Origin of the sequence: Sulfurimonas sp., from assembly GCF_028694895.1 — a bacterium.
Lineage (GTDB): Bacteria > Campylobacterota > Campylobacteria > Campylobacterales > Sulfurimonadaceae > Sulfurimonas.
Window position 1 is genome coordinate 21,020 of sequence record NZ_JAQVKA010000008.1, and the last position, 18,624, is coordinate 39,643.

General features: G+C 34.9%; 15 protein-coding genes, 2 tRNA genes and 1 other RNA gene. 15 read left to right on the forward strand and 3 right to left on the reverse strand.

Annotation, left to right across the window (positions count from 1 at the left end; translation table 11 throughout):
* Window positions 1–84: 84 nt before the first annotated feature.
* Both fabG and gpmI read right to left on the reverse strand, forming a co-directional pair.
* A complete protein-coding gene (fabG, locus tag PHI38_RS02305) occupies window positions 85–831 on the reverse strand; it encodes a 3-oxoacyl-ACP reductase FabG (RefSeq protein ID WP_299852251.1) in 747 nt (248 codons plus the stop codon).
* A gap of 16 nt (window positions 832–847) precedes the next feature.
* Complete coding sequence (gene gpmI, locus PHI38_RS02310; RefSeq protein ID WP_299852254.1) at window positions 848–2,323, reverse strand: 2,3-bisphosphoglycerate-independent phosphoglycerate mutase; 1,476 nt, start codon at window positions 2,321–2,323, stop codon at window positions 848–850.
* Window positions 2,324–2,501: 178 nt separating this feature from the next.
* Between gpmI and mraY the strand changes: the two genes are divergently transcribed.
* The 12 genes from mraY to PHI38_RS02370 all read left to right on the forward strand — a co-directional run bounded on the left by mraY (window position 2,502) and on the right by PHI38_RS02370 (window position 13,683).
* Window positions 2,502–3,560 carry a phospho-N-acetylmuramoyl-pentapeptide-transferase gene (gene mraY, locus PHI38_RS02315; protein ID WP_299852294.1) on the forward strand — a complete coding sequence of 353 codons (1,059 nt, stop codon included), beginning with the start codon at window positions 2,502–2,504 and terminating at the stop codon, window positions 3,558–3,560.
* Window positions 3,560–4,765 carry a UDP-N-acetylmuramoyl-L-alanine--D-glutamate ligase gene (murD, locus tag PHI38_RS02320; protein ID WP_299852257.1) on the forward strand — a complete coding sequence of 402 codons (1,206 nt, stop codon included), beginning with the start codon at window positions 3,560–3,562 and terminating at the stop codon, window positions 4,763–4,765. Before mraY ends, murD begins: the two co-directional genes overlap by 1 nt.
* The gene (locus PHI38_RS02325; RefSeq protein ID WP_299852260.1) at window positions 4,762–5,319 is read left to right on the forward strand and encodes a phosphoribosylglycinamide formyltransferase; all 558 of its coding nucleotides are present in this window, start codon (window positions 4,762–4,764) and stop codon (window positions 5,317–5,319) included. Before murD ends, PHI38_RS02325 begins: the two co-directional genes overlap by 4 nt.
* 57 nt (window positions 5,320–5,376) lie before the next feature.
* Window positions 5,377–5,452, forward strand: a tRNA-Phe gene (locus PHI38_RS02330).
* A gap of 30 nt (window positions 5,453–5,482) precedes the next feature.
* Window positions 5,483–5,558, forward strand: a tRNA-Phe gene (locus PHI38_RS02335).
* A 65-nt stretch (window positions 5,559–5,623) separates the two neighbouring features.
* Window positions 5,624–6,000, forward strand: a transfer-messenger RNA (tmRNA) gene (ssrA, locus tag PHI38_RS02340).
* 104 nt (window positions 6,001–6,104) lie between these two features.
* Window positions 6,105–7,031 (forward strand): ribose-phosphate pyrophosphokinase, encoded by a 927-nt coding sequence (locus PHI38_RS02345; protein ID WP_299852263.1) that lies wholly within the window; start codon window positions 6,105–6,107, stop codon window positions 7,029–7,031.
* Window positions 7,032–7,044: 13 nt separating this feature from the next.
* Window positions 7,045–8,835, forward strand: a complete 1,791-nt coding sequence (gene lepA, locus PHI38_RS02350; protein ID WP_299852266.1) for a translation elongation factor 4 — start codon at window positions 7,045–7,047, stop codon at window positions 8,833–8,835.
* Between the two features lie 10 nt (window positions 8,836–8,845).
* Window positions 8,846–9,421: a phosphoribosyltransferase family protein gene (locus PHI38_RS02355; RefSeq protein ID WP_299852269.1), complete on the forward strand. Its 576-nt coding sequence runs from the start codon at window positions 8,846–8,848 to the stop codon at window positions 9,419–9,421.
* A 48-nt stretch (window positions 9,422–9,469) separates the two neighbouring features.
* Complete coding sequence (locus PHI38_RS02360) at window positions 9,470–11,332, forward strand: TonB-dependent receptor (protein WP_299852274.1); 1,863 nt, start codon at window positions 9,470–9,472, stop codon at window positions 11,330–11,332.
* The gene (locus PHI38_RS02365; protein ID WP_299852277.1) at window positions 11,333–11,764 is read left to right on the forward strand and encodes a hypothetical protein; all 432 of its coding nucleotides are present in this window, start codon (window positions 11,333–11,335) and stop codon (window positions 11,762–11,764) included.
* The gene (locus tag PHI38_RS02370) at window positions 11,758–13,683 is read left to right on the forward strand and encodes an EAL domain-containing protein (RefSeq protein ID WP_299852280.1); all 1,926 of its coding nucleotides are present in this window, start codon (window positions 11,758–11,760) and stop codon (window positions 13,681–13,683) included. The genes PHI38_RS02365 and PHI38_RS02370 overlap by 7 nt, the downstream gene beginning before the upstream one ends.
* Here the strand turns inward: PHI38_RS02370 and PHI38_RS02375 are convergent.
* Window positions 13,667–15,664, reverse strand: coding sequence for a hypothetical protein (locus PHI38_RS02375; RefSeq protein ID WP_299852283.1), 1,998 nt, complete (start codon window positions 15,662–15,664; stop codon window positions 13,667–13,669). The genes PHI38_RS02370 and PHI38_RS02375 overlap by 17 nt on opposite strands.
* Window positions 15,665–15,843: 179 nt before the next feature.
* On the opposite strand from PHI38_RS02375, the gene grpE reads away from it, so the two are divergent.
* From grpE to PHI38_RS02390, 3 genes are all read left to right on the forward strand, one after another.
* Complete coding sequence (gene grpE / locus PHI38_RS02380) at window positions 15,844–16,401, forward strand: nucleotide exchange factor GrpE (RefSeq protein WP_299852286.1); 558 nt, start codon at window positions 15,844–15,846, stop codon at window positions 16,399–16,401.
* Window positions 16,402–16,446: 45 nt separating this feature from the next.
* Window positions 16,447–18,333 carry a molecular chaperone DnaK gene (dnaK, locus tag PHI38_RS02385; protein WP_299852288.1) on the forward strand — a complete coding sequence of 629 codons (1,887 nt, stop codon included), beginning with the start codon at window positions 16,447–16,449 and terminating at the stop codon, window positions 18,331–18,333.
* A 76-nt stretch (window positions 18,334–18,409) separates the two neighbouring features.
* Window positions 18,410–18,624: hypothetical protein (locus tag PHI38_RS02390; RefSeq protein ID WP_299852291.1), on the forward strand; the 215-nt coding region annotated here is incomplete at its 3' end.

Below are 18,624 nucleotides of genomic sequence, written 5' to 3' on the forward strand. Positions count from 1 at the left end.
GGGACACATGTGTCCCTACAACCCCCTAAGGCTACCCGCTTAAGCGGGAGAGTAAATTTAATATCATACATTTTTACTCCTCAATTACGCCATATTCATTCCACCATTTACTTTTAATGTCTCACCAGTTATATAACTTGAATGATCTGAGAGTAAAAATGCTGTAGCTTCAGCTATTTCGCTAGGGTTTCCAAAACGTCCCATTGGGATTTTTGATGTAAAGCCCTCTTTAATCTGATCAGTTAGAACATCAGTCATCTCTGTTGCTATAAAACCCGGAGTGATTGTGTTGTAACGGATACCACTTGACGCTGCTTCAAGAGCAAAACTCTTAGTCATTGCTATTACTCCACCTTTACTTGCTGCATAGTTAGTCTGGCCTGCATTTCCAGTCTCACCAACAATTGAAGAGATATTTACAACTGAACCACTCTTCTTCTTTCTCATAACTTTCATAGCTTCACGACAACCTATAAAACATGAGAGAAGGTTTGCATTTATAACCGACATAAAATCTTCACTCTTCATACGAAGTGCTAATTTGTCATTTGTAATTCCTGCATTGTTTACAAGGTAACTAAGCTCTCCATCACAATCAATTATAGTTTTTATAGCATCAACAAACGCCTCTTCACAGCTTACATCAAAGCCGATAACAGCGGCATGTCCGCCCTCTGCTTCGATAGCATCTTTTATAGCGTCAGCCTCTGCTGCACCACTTCTATAGTTTATCCAAACCTTAAGTCCATATCCAGCTAAAACCTTTGCTATCTCTGCACCAATACCACGGCTAGAACCCGTTACTAAAACATTTTTTCCGCTAAATTTCATACTATTCTCCTTAATTTTAAACTAAACTATGATCCATCTCTTTAGGGATTTCTAGTCCCATAAGCTTTAAGATAGTTGGCGCTATGTTATTAAGAGCACCATCTTCTACTTTACTTACTCCCTCTGCTTCAACAAAACACCACACTTTTCCAACCGTATGATTTGTCAAAACATTGCCATCACTATCTATCATCTCTTCGCAATTTCCATGGTCTGATGTGATAACAACGGCATAATCCATCTCTTTTGCTTTTTGTAAAATCAACCCAAGCTGAGTATCCACTGCATTTACTGCTATTTTAGCTGCTTCAAAGTTTCCAGTGTGCCCAACCATATCGCCATTTGCAAAGTTTACAACTATAAAATCATACGCCTCGTCCATACCCTTTAGTACAACTTCACCAACTTCAAATGCACTCATTTGAGGCTTTTCATCATATGTTTTTACATTTGGTGAGGGAATAAGAACTCTTGTCTCATTCTCATATGGTTCATCAATACCGCCATTAAAGAAGAATGTTACATGCGCATATTTTTCAGTCTCGGCCGTATGAAGCTGTCTTAATCCAGCATCTGAAATAACTTCACTAAGAGTGTTTTTTGGTGAATCTTTTTTAAAAAGCACTGGATAAGTGAAACTTTTATCATACTCTGTAATTGTCGCTATATGTAACTTTATATCAGATTTTGTAAATGCACTAAAATCACTACCGCCAATAGCTGTTGCAATTTCACGCATTCTATCACTTCTAAAGTTTATCATCAAAACACTATCACCATCTCTCATGCCATCATATCCACTAAAAGCGGTGGGTTCTATAAACTCATCTGTCTCACTTCTTGCGTATGAAACGTCAATATATCCTGATGGACTTAAAGTGGTTTTTGGCTTAGCATTTACTATTGCCTCATAACCTTTTTGAACTCTATCCCAACGGTTATCTCTATCCATTGAGTAAAAACGTCCAGAGATAGTTGCTATCTTTACACTCTCACTCAAATGTTTATCAACCAGCCCAAGATACTTTTTAGCAGAAATTGGAGAGACATCTCTACCATCTGTAATAAGATGTAGATATACCTCTTTACCCTCTTTTGCTGCGATATCAGCAATACCCATAAAATGGTCTATATGTGAATGTACTCCACCATCGCTCATTAGCCCTACAAGATGAAGCCTTGGAGATTTTGTTAAAAGTTCTTTAAAGACCTCATTATCTCTAAATCTATTTTCACTCAAAGCAAGTGAGATTTTTACCAAATCTTGATAAAGAACTCTACCGCTTCCTATGCTCATATGCCCTACTTCAGAGTTTCCCATCTGCCCTTTTGGAAGCCCGACGCTAAGCCCATAAGTGCTAATTAAAGAGTGAGGAGTATTTAAAAATAGTTTGTCATATGTTGGCTTTTGTGCATGATAAAATGCGTTATGTTCCACTTCTGATGAGTAACCAATACCATCAGTAATGACTAAAATTGCTTTTTTTGCCAATATATTTCCTTAATAATAAAAGTTTTATGCAATTATACTATAATGTCATTTTTTATTTGATTACGCATTAAAATGAGTAAAATCCATTTTATGGCAAGGACATAAATGTCCTTTGCAAACCCCTAAAGCTTTTTGCATAAATGCAAAAGATTTACTTTAATAAGGACTACCCACTTTGCTGTACTGGCTCTCAGAAATATTTCACATCAACCTACTTGGATACATAACAATACGCGCTGGGATAGCTTTCTTTTTAGCACTTTTTTTTACACTTTTTTTAATGCCTCGTTTTATAAGATGGGCACAATCAACCTCTAGTCTTCAGCCGATTAATGAGTGGGCACCGCAGAGACATCAAAGCAAAGCAAAAACGCCAACAATGGGCGGAGTTGTTTTTATCTTTTCAACTATTTTAGCTTCACTTATTAGCATAAAATTCTCAAACCTTTATGCAGTTGGTGCAGTTGTAACTCTTATCTTTTTTGCTCTAATTGGCTTTCAAGACGATATTGCAAAAATCAAGAAAAATGAGAATCTAGCTGGATTAAAAGCTAGAACAAAACTACTTTTACAGACTGGTTTTGCACTTATAATCTCTATCTTTTTATATAAGTTCTCTGATTTTAACACATCTCTTTATGTTCCATTTTTGAAAAATCCTCTATTTGATATGGGTATTTTTGCTATCTTTTTTTGGACTGTTGTAATTATTGCAACTTCAAATGCAGTTAACCTAACTGATGGTCTTGATGGTCTAGCAACTGTTCCTTCTATTACTGCTCTTGCAACTCTTAGCGTTATCATATACATAACAGGAAATGCAAGTATAAGCTCTTATCTACTTATGCCAAATATAAATATAGGTGAAGTTGTTATAGTCTCTAGTGCCCTTATAGGCGCTTTGAGCGGGTTTTTATGGTACAACTGCCATCCTGCTGAAGTTTTTATGGGAGATAGCGGCTCACTTACAATTGGCGCTTTTTTAGGCTATCTTGCCATTATCTCTAAGAGTGAAATTTTGCTTCTTCTTATAGGCTCTATTTTTGTCATAGAGACTCTCTCTGTGATTCTTCAAGTAGGAAGTTATAAGTTTAGAAAAAAAAGAGTCTTTTTAATGGCGCCAATACATCATCATTTTGAGATGAAAGATTGGGCGGAAAATAAGATAATAGTACGATTTTGGATTATAGCAACACTATCAAATATAGTAGCGCTCATCACTCTAAAGATTCGCTAATGCAAAGAGTATCTCTCTTTGGTTATGGTAAAACTACAAAAGCTCTCTCAAAGCTCTTTAAAAACCCTATTTTTTATGATGATAAATGCACAAAACCATTCGCTGATGAAGATGGCTTTAGAGTAAAACCAGCTTCAGAGTTCAATCCATCTTACTCAGATTTAGAGATACCCTCCCCCGGAATTGCACCCTCAAACGCGCTTATTAAAAGAGCAAAAAACCTCATAAGTGAGTATGACTGTTTCGTAAATGCAGCACCTCTTGCTATCTGGATAAGCGGAACAAACGGAAAAACAACAACTACACAAATGATGCAGCACTTGCTCAAAGACAGAGGCTCTTTTGAGGGTGGAAATATAGGAACTCCGCTGGCTGATTTGGATCAAAATGCTCAAATTTGGATACTAGAGACTAGCTCATTTACTATCCACTACACAAACAAAGCTTCACCAAACATATATGTTCTTCTCCCAATTACACCAGATCACTTAAGCTGGCACGGAGATATGGATGAGTATGTAAAAGCAAAGTTAAAACCTCTTTCCAAAATGAGAGAGGGTGAAGTTGCAATCATTCCAAAAGCTTACAAAGATGTCGTAAAAAGTTCTGCTTATATTATCTTCTATGAAGATGAGAAAGATTTAGCCGAGCACTTTGATATAGATACAAACAGAGTCAGTTTTAAAGGTGCATTTTTGATGGATGCACTCTTAGCTATGGCGGTTGATAAGATACTCTTTGATAGAGTAGATTATGAAAAGATAAACTCATTTGTTATAGATCCGCATAGACAAGAAGAACTCCGCGACTCTAAAGGCCGACTTTGGGTAAATGACACAAAAGCTACAAACTTAGATGCAACTATAGTTGCTATGAAGCGTTATAGTGGCTCTTTTGTACATCTTATTTTAGGTGGCGATGACAAGGGCGTGGATTTAAATGAACTGTTTGTTTTTTTACAAAATTGTAATGTCAAGATTTATAATATTGGTTCAAACAAAGAAAAACTCTCAGAGCTTGCAAAAAAATACACTGTAGAGTTTGAGCTTTGTAAAAATTTAGTAGATGCAGTTGAGAAAATAGATAAAAATTTAAAAGATGATGAAGTCGCACTTCTCTCTCCAGCAGCAGCTAGCCTCGATGAGTTTAAATCTTACGCTCACAGAGGCGATCAGTTTAAAGATACTATAAAAGGATTAAAATGAAAAGAGTAGCAATACTGGCTTCTTATAATGGAAGTGGTTTTGAAGCACTATATAACGCAGCAAAAAAAAGTGAGCTTTCGATAGAGATTCCTCTTATAATCTCAAATAACAGCAGTGCAAAAGTTATAGAAAAAGCTAAAAATTACGGTATTGACAGCTTTATTGTAAACTCAAAAACAGCTGATAATCCAGATGAAAAAATAGAAGAGTTATTAAAAGAGTATCAGTGCGAATACCTCTTTTTATCTGGCTACATGAAAAAGGTTAGCGTAAATATTGTAAAAAATTTTAAAGTTATAAACTCTCACCCAGCATTGCTACCAAACTATGGTGGGGAAGGAATGTATGGACGTTTTGTCCATGAAGCTGTAATAAAAAGTGGTGAGAAAATAAGTGGCGTGACTGTTCATGAAGTCAATGAAAATTATGATGATGGAAAGATTATTTTGCAAAAAAAACTTCAACTAGAAGAAAATGAAAGCGTTGACTCGCTAGAGACAAAGATTAAAAATCTTGAACAAATTACAATAGTAGAAGCATTTAAAAACATTTAACCTTACTTAAAGCTAACTTTCAGTCCTCCTTCGATAAAATTGCGCTCTTTAAAAGATGGCCAATTAGCTCAGTCGGTAGAGCAAATGACTGAAAATCATTGTGTCCTTGGTTCGATTCCGAGATTGGCCACCACCACTTTTGAAGACTTCTAAATTTTATTATGGCCAATTAGCTCAGTCGGTAGAGCAAATGACTGAAAATCATTGTGTCCTTGGTTCGATTCCGAGATTGGCCACCACCTTTTGTATCAAAATAATCTTATTTACACAATATTTTTAAAACACTGCTATAATTCCACTCAATGGGGCTGACCTGGTTTCGACGGGATCAAGTAGCTTCTAATTGCATGTCGGACTGAGCATTTCCGTTACGCGGCTCAACTTGCTTAAACGCAAACAATACAAATTATCGCCCAGCTTACGCAGTAGCTTAAGTTTTAACCCCTCGAAAGAGGCGGGCTGCTTCACCTATGGACTCTGGATAGATAGGATTCGAAGTATAACCCTTATGCAGATATACTTTACGTTTGTCTCGGACGTAAAAAGAAACTTAGAGGCTCGTCTTGTGTAACTTTGCAAGCTGTGTGAAGCAAGATTAAAAAATAAACAACTTTACTAAACATGTAGACGTTAGGAGTAGCGTGGTTTCGGACTGGAGTTCGATCCTCCACAGCTCCACCATTACAAACTTATTTCAAATATTTATCCTTTTTTACATCATAATTTTAACAACCCCTCAGCACTTATTCTGTATAATCGCCCATAAATTTTTCAAAAGGTATAACATGCGCGGTTATAAAATTTTTGCTGGTTCGGCTAGCGTTGAATTTGCAAAAGAGGTATGTCAAATATTAGATGCTCCATTGGCTAAGGCTGATATTAAAAAGTTTAGTGATGGTGAAATCTCTGTTCAAATCGCTGAGAGTGTACGTGGAAGAGATGTCTTTATCGTCCAATCAACTGGCGCTCCTTCAAACGACAACTTAATGGAGCTCCTTATTATGACTGATGCACTTCGTCGCTCATCTGCTTCAAGCATTACAGCTGTTGTGCCTTACTATGGCTATGCAAGACAAGACAGAAAAGCTGCTCCTCGTGTTCCAATTACTGCAAGATTAGTTGCTGACATGTATGAAGCTGCTGGAATTGATAGAGTTGTAACTATAGACTTACATGCTGGGCAAATTCAAGGCTTTTTTAACATTCCAGTTGATAACCTTTATGGCTCTGTAACTTTTGAAAATTATATAAGAAGTAAAAATCTAAAAAATCCAATCATCGCTTCTCCAGATATTGGCGGTGTTGCACGCGCTAGATACTTTGCACAAAGAATGGGCCTTGAGATGGTAATAGTTGATAAACGCCGTGAAAAAGCTAATGAGAGCGAAGTTATGAATATTATCGGTGATGTTGATGGCAAAGATGTAATCATTATTGATGACATGGTTGACACTGCTGGAACTATGGTAAAAGCGGCTACTGCTCTTAAGAACAAAGGAGCTACCTCTGTAATAGCATGTGCAACACATGCAGTTCTTAGTGGAAAAGCTTATGAAAATATCGAAAACGGTGAGCTAGATGAGCTAATCATCACAAATACGCTAGAGTCAAAACCTCACAAAAAAATCATTGTTTTAACAGTAGCGCCTCTTTTTGCAGAGGTTATACGCAGAGTTTATCACAATGAGAGTGTAAATAGTCTCTTTTCGTAACTAAAGGAATTAATTGAAAAACATTAGAAATTTTTCTATCATAGCGCATATTGACCATGGCAAGAGTACTTTAGCAGACCGCATTATTCAAGAGTGTGGATCAGTTAGTGAGCGAGAGCTTGGTAAGCAGATGATGGACACAATGGACATTGAAAAAGAGCGCGGAATTACCATAAAAGCGCAAAGTGTTAGACTTGATTATGTCAAAGATGGCGAGCACTATATCTTAAACCTCATCGACACTCCCGGCCACGTTGACTTCTCTTATGAAGTTAGCAAATCTCTAGCTTCAAGTGATGGCGCACTTTTAATAGTTGACGCTGCTCAAGGGGTTGAAGCGCAAACTATTGCAAACGTTTATCTAGCTATGGAGAACAACTTAACGCTTATTCCAGTTATAAACAAAATAGATCTTCCAGCAGCTGACCCTATAAAAGTAGCAGAAGAGATAGAGACAAGTATCGGTATAGATGCAACTGACGCTATATTGGTCTCGGCAAAAACAGGAGTTGGTATTCGTGAGCTTATAGATGCTATTGTTGATCGTATCCCTGCACCAGTTGGAGATACAAATGCTACAACAAAAGCTATCATCTATGATTCATGGTTTGACCCATATCTAGGTGCATTGGCACTTGCTCGTGTTTTTGATGGCGAGATAAGAGTAAAACAAAAAGTAAGACTGATGAGTAACGGTGAAGAGCATGAAGTTCTTGATCTCATGTATCCACATCCACTAAAGCGTAAAAAAACTTCTGTTATAAAAAGCGGTGAGATAGGAATTGTTGTTTTAGGATTAAAAGGGGTTCATGTTATAAATGTAGGCGACACTATTACTGATGCTAAAAATCCTACTTTAGAGCCTGTTTTAAAATATGAAGCGGCAAAACCTTTTGTATTTGCTGGAATATATCCGATAGATACTGATAAATTTGAAGATTTACGTGAAGCGCTTGATAAACTAAAACTAAATGACTCTTCACTCTCTTATGAGCCTGAAACATCAGTAGCTCTTGGTTTTGGCTTTCGTGTTGGCTTTTTGGGAATGCTTCATATGGAAGTTATCAAAGAAAGACTTGAGCGTGAGTTTGACCTTGATTTGATAGCTACTGCTCCATCAGTTGTTTACAATGTTTATCTAACAGATAACACGATGGTAGAGGTGCAAAATCCTTCAGAACTTCCTCATATAAGTAGAATCGAGCGCATAGAAGAGCCTTATGTAAAAGCAACTGTTATAACTCCAACTGAATATCTTGGAAACATCATAAATCTTTTAGTTGCAAAAAGAGGCGCTCAAGATAAGATGACTTATCTAAACGAGACTAGAGTTATGCTTGAGTACTCACTTCCTATGAATGAAATAGTCGTTGATTTCTATGACAAACTAAAGTCTATCTCAAAAGGCTACGCTAGTTTTGATTATGAGCCTATTGGTTTTAGAGAGGGCGATTTGGTCAAGCTTGATGTTGTAGTTGCTGGAGAGATTGTTGATGCGCTTAGTATCATTGTTCATAGAAGTGCGGCTGAGCATCGCGGTCGCGCACTTGTAAAAAACATGAAAGAGATAGTTCCTCGTCAACTCTTTGAAGTAGCTATTCAGGCTTCACTTGGAAACAGAGTAATCGCTAGAGAAACCATAAAAAGTATGGGTAAAAACGTTACCGCAAAATGTTATGGTGGTGACATTACCAGAAAAAGAAAGCTTTTAGAGAAACAAAAAGAGGGTAAAAAAAGAATGAAATCTATCGGAAAAGTTCAGTTGCCACAAGAGGCGTTTATGTCTGTACTTAAGATGGACTAAAGAAGATAATTTGCGCTGCTTGATGTGTGAGAATTTATCTCTTTCACATATCTGCAAAAAGTGTCAAAGCACTTTTTTAACTCCCTCCATTTATAGAAGAAAAATCTTTCAAGATATAGAAGTTATCTCCTTTTACAAATACAGCGATATAAAAAACTTGCTTCATACAAAACACACTGATTTGGGTTACTACATCTATACTATTTTAGCAAAGAACTCACTTGCAAAATTTGCTTCAGAGTTCTCTTATGAACATCAGTTAACTTCCATCGCTATTGATGATACTTTAAGTGACGCATACTCTCATACTGCTATACTTAACAAAGCCCTAAAGAGCGACTTTATATCGCCTAAATTCAACAAACTAAGAGCAAAAAACAGGGTGAGTTACTCTGGAAAAAGTAGAGAGTTTAGGATGTTAAATCCTAGAAATTTTGAGCTTAAAGATTTTAAAGAAAAAGAGCTTATTTTGGTTGATGATATAGTAACAACAGGCTCAACTTTTACTCAAGCCATTTCACTACTGCACTCAAAAGAGAAAAATATTCTTTTTTGCCTCTCCTTAGCTGATGCAAGTGTAAAATAAGCAATAGCTATATATACTTTGTACATACTATAAATATTGAGGTTAATTTTGAAGTTTTTGGTTATCTTATCGCTACTACTCTCATCTGTCTATGCACAGGAGAGCAACCTTGATGACCTCCTATCAAAGTATCGCCAAGCAAATGAACTTCATAACGAAACAAAAGATGAAAAATCTGGGCATGTTATAGTATATTCTCGCTCAGACTTAGACAAAATGCAGGCGTATACTCTTAATGATGTACTAAAGACTATCAAGCTATTTACTCTAAAGAGCACAAATTTTGGCCTTACCTCGTTAGTTAAAACTCCATATGCAGAAAGCTCTATGCCCTCTATAAAAATATATATAAACTCTTATGAGTTATCATCCATTACCACTGGTTCTGGACTAGCACAATATGGAAAGATGGGGCTTAACCACATAGATCACATTGAGATATATCAAGCTTCAAATACGATAAGTTTTCATGGAGAATCTGGAAATATGGTTATAAAGTTATATACTAAAGATCCATCAAAAGAGAACGCAACCGTTCTTCAAGCCTCTGCAGACTCAAAGGGTGGCACTAGAGGTCAAATCATAGACGCTCAAAGCTTTGATGAGTACTCCTACTTGGCAAATGCTGATGTAAGTAATAGTAACTACGATGAGCAAATTAGCCCGAACGGAAGTCTTTATTCAAGAGATGGAAATAGAGGTCAGTTCTACTTTAACTTTACAAAAAAAGATGATTACATTATAGAAGGCGGAGCTTCAGTTGAAGACTATAATCTTTACAGCGGATTTGCAAGTTCCATAACAGGCGGTGATATAAATACAAAGTATACTTATCTTAGTTTTACTAAACAATTTGAAAAAAATATAGAGCTTATTTTCTCTACTACTTATGAAACAGTGGATATAGCAAATACAGACTCTTTAGGAATAAATCTATTTGATGGTAGTTCGAGCAATGCTTTAGAGATACAAAATGGCTCTTTCACACATGATTTAGTATTGCAAAAAAGAGATACATATAAAGACAACAACCTTCTTTATGGTATTCAAATAAAGAAAAAAGCCTTTTTCTTGGATTCATTTAAAAGTAACGGTGTAGAAAAGCCTATTATCCTTGGCCCAAAAAACCTCGATATATATATGCTCTTTTTTGAAGATACATACAGCATAAATGATAGTAACAAAATCACCTTTAGCACAAAGTTTGATCACTTTGAGAATCATGCTACAAAATCAACTACAGAAAATATTTTACGTCTTGCATATATCTCAAGGTTAAATGATGAGCTATCTGTTAAAACTATTATTCAAAATGGATATGTTTATCCTCTTGCAACACAAACAACTTTCTCTCCGCTATACAACATAAATCCAAACCTAGAGAGATCAAAGGTGAGTATTGCAAAAGCAGAAATAGAATATGAAAAAGATGATTTAACATTAACTCTTGGAGCAGCCGCATCGAAGTCTAAAAATAATATTGTTTTCAATCCCACACTAAATATGTATGTAAATAATGATAGTAGTTCTGATTTTTCTCAAATGTCTTTGGGTACAGAGTATAGATTTAGCTCAGAAAATAAAATCATACTAGAATACTTCAAAGCCTTCAAAGAAAATGGCAATCTATCTTCAGACTCTGGCGCCCTGCTTCAACTATACACTACATATGGCAAGTTTGATATCTATAATGAGCTTGTATATAGATCATCGTATAGAGGAATAGATAATGTTTATGTTGATGATGGTTATGATTATACAGCGGGGGCAATCTATCACCATAATAAAGATATAAATATAAAACTAAAAGGTGAGAATCTCTTTGATAAGGCAATAGAGAGTAGTATTAAAGGAGTGAGTATCCCTTCTCTTGAGAGAAGATTGATCTTAACACTGGAGTATATTTTTTAAATGAAGATATTTTTACTCTCCCTACTTTTAGCACTAACGCTTTTTTCAAACGAAAACAAAGAGACTATTCAAGTAGAAATTTTAGAGAAAATTTTTCAAAATATCTCTTTAGATGATAAGATAGTAATATGGTCTGATAATAAAAATATAATTCAAGAGTTTGAAAAAAGAGCCCACTTCTCTACGACTGAGGAGTGCCAAAAAGCTTCAATAATTGTACTTGAAGATAAGAAAAATTTAAAAGAAGGCTCTTGTGATAAAGCTATTTTTGTACTTAATTATGAGCTTTTAAAAGAGATTCCTAGAAGTTTTGGCTCGATGTTTTGGAAAAAAGGCAGACCAAACATTGTAATAATTGAGCCAAGAATAAAAGAGCAAAATATCTCAATATCTAAAAAACTTGACATATATAAAGAAGAAAAGATATGGTAAGAAAAAGGGGACTAGTAGTCTTTTCTCTGCTCTTTATGCTTGGGCTATTTTTAGCATATACTTATAATGCTATTTCAAAAGCAAAAGAGACTATTTTTGAGCGCATTGAAAAGCATGAGATAGATCATATATCTTTAGTCTTGCAAAATCTACAAAAAGACATATGCGCAAATAATCCAATTACGGATCAAGAGGGTTTAGTCTCTTTTTTTGAGCAAAAACAAAATAGAGAAAAATATGAGCATATTCTCTCAATGGCGCTATCTTCGGATGTTAAATATTCATATATATTATATAAAGACGATGAGAATAAGTTTAGATTTTTACTTGATGCATCAAAAACAGACAAAGCAAACTTCAACCAAAAATTTGATATTAATTTAAAAGAGTATAACCTTATCTACACGCTAAAAGAGCCTCAAATTATAAAACAAAAAAATATTGAAAACATCTATGTAACCTATCTTTACCCGATTATAAGCAGCAGTGGGGTTGTCGTTGGATTTTTTAACATAGACTTTACAACAGATATAAAGATGATTATTTTAGACTCTATCAAACCTCTAGAAGCCTTTTTTAACATACTAACTATCTTCATATTTATATTTATTGGTGTTGCACTTGTGCAAATCTTTCACTACTTTATAACTAGAAAAAAGATTTTTACAGATACTCTTACAAACACATTTAACAGAAACTATCTCGAAGAGATAGAGCATGTACTAAACCTCGAAAAATATTCTGTTGCCATACTTGATTTGGATAAATTTAAATTTATCAATGATACATACGGGCATAAAGCTGGAGATTATATTCTCTCCCATGTCAGTGCTATATTTAAAGATTCCATTAGAGATAGTGACATATTAGTTCGTTATGGAGGAGAGGAGTTCTTACTTCTTATAAACAACAGAGACGATTCAAAATCAAACTTAAATATTTGTGAGAGAATAAGAAGCAATATTGCTCAAGAAAATTTTTCATTTGATGGACATGATATAAAAGTAACTCTCTCTATGGGAGTTCACAAGCATCCATCCCTAGAAAAAAATCTCCAAGAAGCTATCAAAATAGCTGATAAGATGCTTTATGAAGCAAAACGTAGTGGTAGAAATAAAATAGTTATTTATGATGAGAAACTAAGTAGCTACTCATCAGCATCTTCTTCTGCAAAATATCTGAGCTTTGTAAAAGAGGCTTTAGATGAAAATCGTATAATATGCCACTATCAACCTATATACAATCATAAAACAGGAGAGATTTTTAAATATGAAGCTCTTGTTCGAATTATTGATAAAGATGGAAAAACAGTTATGCCTATGAGTTTTATGCCATATATAAAGCTCACAAACATGCACTATAAGCTCACGCAAAGAATCCTATCTCTAGTTTTAGATAAGTTTAAAGAGAACCAACTTCTTGTAAGTATAAATATTAATTTCTCAGATTTAATGAATCCAGATATTGAACAAAGCATTGTAAGGGCACTAAAATCAAACCATCACTTAGCTTCTAGAGTAACTTTTGAGATACTAGAGAGTGATGAGATTGATAATATTGAGCTCTTTAAACAAAAGATTCATCTTCTTCATTCACTAAAAGCAAAAGTCTCTATTGATGATTTTGGCAGCGGATACTCAAACTTTAAAAGCGTTATTGATGTTGAAGCAAATTTTCTAAAAATTGATGGCTCTTTAATTAAAAACATAGATGTAAATAGTAAAGATTTCAAAGTGGTCAAGAGCATCATACACTTTGCAGCACAGAGCAACATGCAGACAATCGCTGAGTTTGTGCACTCAAGAGAAGTTTATGAGAAGCTTCTTCTTTTAGATATAGACTACATGCAAGGTTACTATATATCTAAGCCAGAAGCTCATCTAGTTTTAAAAAATGAGCTTTTTAAAACAGTTTTTTAAATAATTTATCAACTTTTTCTATTACTTTTTTACCAGTTTCTGATTTTAAAAATTTCTCTAAATCAATACTAACTTTTGGAGAGTTGATATCTCCGTTAAGATTTGCATGTATTGTGTCATTTTTTATAACTATAGTTAAATCAGAATTCATCTGATTTGTTTTAGTGTTTAGCTTTGCATCTTTTGTTGTAAGTGCCGTCTCTTTTGAGCGCATATCAAGTGAAGCTAAGATGTTTTCTTTGTTTATCTTTGCACCCACTTTTCCATTGAAGTTTTCTCTATACATATCAACTTTTGTAAACTGCTTGATTAAATCAAATGTTTGATTTTTTGTAAACACTGCGTTTAAAATATCTCCATTAACCTCGCCCTTACTTTGAGCTAAATTGTAATTTACTTTTGCGTTTAATGTAGCATCAACTAACTCTGGACGCATTAACATATATAGAAGTTTCATTGTTTTTACGTCACTTATATTTGCACTAAAATCATCATTATGAAGTTTTGCATCTAATACTCCACCAGATATGTTTGAGTGAAGTGCAAAATCTAAATCTTCCGCCTTTGAAAGCTCTCCATTTCCGACAAATCCACCTCGCATATGCTGTCCTGTTACGAAGTAAAGATTATTTAACTCATTTACACTAATCATATAATCACTCTTTAGTGAGCCATCTTTTATGTTAAATTTTGCACTCTTTATATCAAGGTTTGCAAGATTAGAGTTAAAATTAACCTTTGTATCTGCCATAGAGCCTTTTAAAACTGTAGTAGTCTTGGCGCTAAAAGTACTTCTTGGCATAGCAGATGAGAACTCATACGCTTTACTTAGATAAGCAGAGTCAAAAACTCCATTTGTGATGCTACTCTTCACCTCACCCTTTAATGAATCCACTCTTGCATCGCTAATATCTGCGTCAAGTGAAAGAAGTGCATCAGCGTAGTGTGGTTGTTTTACCATATAGAGAAGTTTTGCAACATCAAGATTTACTATCTTTGCTCTAAGTGACTCTGGAGCGAAATCTTTTAACACCGCTTCAATTGTAGTTTGTGAAGAAGCCACATCGCTATTTGCTTGAACTACAAGCTTACTTTTATCTCCATTTAGTGTTCCATTTAACTTTAGTGCGCCTCTAATATCTGCGCCACTGATAGGCTTTAGTACTTCTAAATCTTTTACATCAAGCGCGTATTTTATATCAGCTTTAAAAGGCTCTGGAGTAAGTGTTCCTGAACTACTTATCTTAAAAAGATTTGATACCAAATCATAGTTATATACTACATCATCACCCTTGAGTTTTGCATCAAGGTTCATGTCAAAAGAAGTTTTTGGAACAGTTACATTAAAATCACTCTTCATAAACTCTGGATTTATAACTCCATTTTTAGTAGAGAGTTTTATCTCTCCATCGAGTTTATGAGGAGTTATGTTTTTGAGATTTATATCAAGATTTATATCTGCTACTGCATATGGGTTTTTAGCTCCCATATAAAGCAGTGAAGAGAGTTTTGCGTTTTTCATATTTGCAATAATTGAAGTTGGATTTAAATCACTAAGCTCAACGTGGTAAGAGGTGTCACTCTGCCCTACACTACTTTTTCCATCTATTGTCATAAAAGCCAAATCGCCTTTTACCGCTCCATCTGTGTTAAATGATCCATTTAAAGGCATATTTAAAATCGGCTCTAAAGATTTGAGATTTTTAAAGTCTATCTCATAATTTATATCAAAAGATTTTGCAAAAATTGAGTAACTGCCTTTTGCGATTACTAAGTTGTCTTTAGCAAGTTCAAGCACTACTTCAAAATCACTCATACTAAGTAAAAAAGTATTTAATTTACTCTCAACCTTCGTCTGCTCTTGTATCTTCGCCTCTATGATAGGTTTAAGTAAACTATTTCCAACTGGTGTAAAAGCAACTACATAAAGGGCTATAACTAAAAGTAAAATCAGTCCAACTACCCAAGCTAAATATTTCATACAATCTCCAATAATTTTTTATATATAATAATACTATAAAATGTCATCTCTTTAGTAACTCATACTTGATACTAATAGACTAAAGTTAATTGATATAAAAACATTTAGCTTTTACTTGACATTGTTACACTCAATATGTATAATTGTAACATCTTTTAAAAAGGAGTAATTTAACAGCTATGTCACAAGAAAATAAAGAAGAGCTTCAAAGTGAAACTCAAGTAACAAAAGAGGAAACTCCACAAACAAATGAAGCTGCTGCCGAGGCAGAAGCAATTGAGAATGAGTTTGACCTTTTACAAGGGGAGATGACTTCTCTAAAAGATAAGTATGCAAGAGTTCATGCAGACTTTGAAAACATTAAAAAAAGATTAGAAAAAGAGAAATATACAGCAGTTGAATATGCAAATGAGAAATTTGCAAAAGATTTGATTCCTGTTATGGATGCCCTACATATGGCTCTTTCATCTACAGCGTCAATTGTAGATTCAGCGGAACATCTTGAAAAGTTAAAAGAGGGTATTGAACTCACGCTAAAACAGCTCACTACAGCTCTAGAAAAACATGGTGTTACAATGGTTGCACATGATGCACCATTTGATCCAAATATTCATAATGCTATACAGAGCGTTGATAGTGATATAATAGATACTGGGCAAATAGTTCAGACTTTTCAAACTGGCTATAAGTATAAAGATAGACCTTTGCGCGAAGCAATGGTTGTAGTTGCGAATTAACTATTCGTTTTAGAAAAAATAAATTAAAATTAAGGAATTAAAATTATGAGCAAAGTAATTGGTATAGATTTAGGAACAACAAATTCATGTGTAGCAGTTTATGAGGGTGGCGAAGCTAAAATCATTCCTAACAAAGAGGGTAAAAACACAACTCCTTCAATTGTTGCATTTACAGATAAAGGCGAGGTTTTAGTAGGAGATCCTGCAAAACGTCAAGCGATTACTAACCCAAACAAGACTATCTCTTCAATCAAGAGAATTATGGGTCTTATGATGAGTGAAGAGAATGCTAAGTCTGCACACGACAAAGTAACGTATAACATTGTAGATAAAGATGGAATGGCAGCGGTTGATGTTGCTGGTAAGATTTATACTCCACAAGAGATTTCAGCAAAAATTTTATCAAAATTAAAAGAAGATGCTGAGGCTTATATCGGCTCAAGTGTAACTGACGCAGTTATTACAGTTCCAGCTTATTTTAATGATGCTCAAAGAAAAGCAACAAAAGATGCAGGAACAATTGCGGGACTAAATGTACTTCGTATCATCAACGAGCCAACAGCTTCAGCACTTGCTTATGGCTTAGAGAGCAAAGCAGAAGAGAATGTTCTTGTTTATGACCTTGGTGGTGGAACATTTGACGTTACAGTTTTAGAGATTAGTGATGGTACTTTTGAAGTTCTCTCAACTGATGGTAACGCATTTTTAGGTGGAGATGACTTTGACAACAAAATCGTTGATTATCTAAATGCTGAGTTCAAATCTTCTCATGGAATTGATCTTAAAAATGACAAAATGGCACTACAGCGTCTAAAAGATGCAGCTGAGAACGCTAAAAAAGAGCTCTCAAGTTCAACTGAAACAGAGATAAACTTACCATTTATCACTATGACAGAAGCTGGACCTCAACACTTAGTACTAAAACTTACTCGTGCTAAATTTGAGAGTATGATTGAAAAACTAATCGAAGAAACAATTAGCCATATCAAAACAGCTATGAAAGAGTCTGGCTTATCAAACAGTGATATCAAAGAGATTATCATGGTTGGTGGATCTATCCGCGTTCCACTTGCGCAAAAAATGGTTTCAGACTACTTTGGTGGAAAAACTCTAAACAAAAGTGTTAACCCTGATGAAGTTGTAGCTGCGGGTGCTGCTATTCAAGGTGGAGTTTTACGTGGAGATGTTAAAGATGTACTTCTTCTTGACGTTACGCCACTCTCACTTGGAATTGAGACTTTAGGTGGTGTTGCTACTAAGATAATTGAAAAAGGTACAACTATCCCTGTTAAAAAATCTCAAATCTTCTCAACAGCAGAAGATAACCAACCAGCTGTGAGCATCTCAGTTGTTCAAGGTGAGAGAGAGTTTGCAAAAGATAACAAATCTTTAGGTCTATTTGAGCTAGGAAACATTGCAGCAGCTCCAAGAGGTGTACCTCAGATTGAAGTTACATTTGACATCGATGCAAACGGTATTTTAACTGTTAGCTCAACTGATAAAGGAACTGGTAAATCTCAATCAATCACAATTAGTGGCTCTTCAGGATTAAGTGAAGAAGAGATTAACAAAATGGTTAAAGATGCAGAGCTTCACAAAGCAGAAGACTCAAAGAGAAAAGAGTTAGTTGAGCTTAAAAACCAAGCTGACGCACTTATCGCTCAAACTGAAAAATCATTAGGCGAGATGGGTGAGAAGATTGAAGCTGATGAGAAGGCAAAAATCGAGACAGCAATAACTGAGCTTAAAGATATTCTAAAAGATGAAAATGCTACAAAAGAGCAGATTGAAGCTAAGGTTAAGACTCTAACAGAAGCAAGTCATAAGATGGCTGAGCAAATGTATAAAAAAGAGCAAGGTGGTGAAGCTGGTGAGGCTGATACTTCAAAGAAAAAAAGCGACGATGACGTAATCGACGCAGAGATTGAGTAACCACCTATTCTTCCTCTCACACACTCAGTGTGAGAGCAATATTTTAAATCCCAACTTACTATTTTAAAGGTACATCGTGCTTTACAAAACTATGTTTTATGCGCTTATACTCTCTTTGTTTATATCTGGATGTTCCTCTCAACAACAAGCTCTAAAAGCACCTATAAAACTACCGCAATCAAAAAGCGATTATCAACCTGATAGTGGTTACTATTTTGTACTTATCCAAAAGGATAAACAAAAATGGAAGATTCTTGACATAAAGGACAAGCCTACACTAAGAAGAGCTAA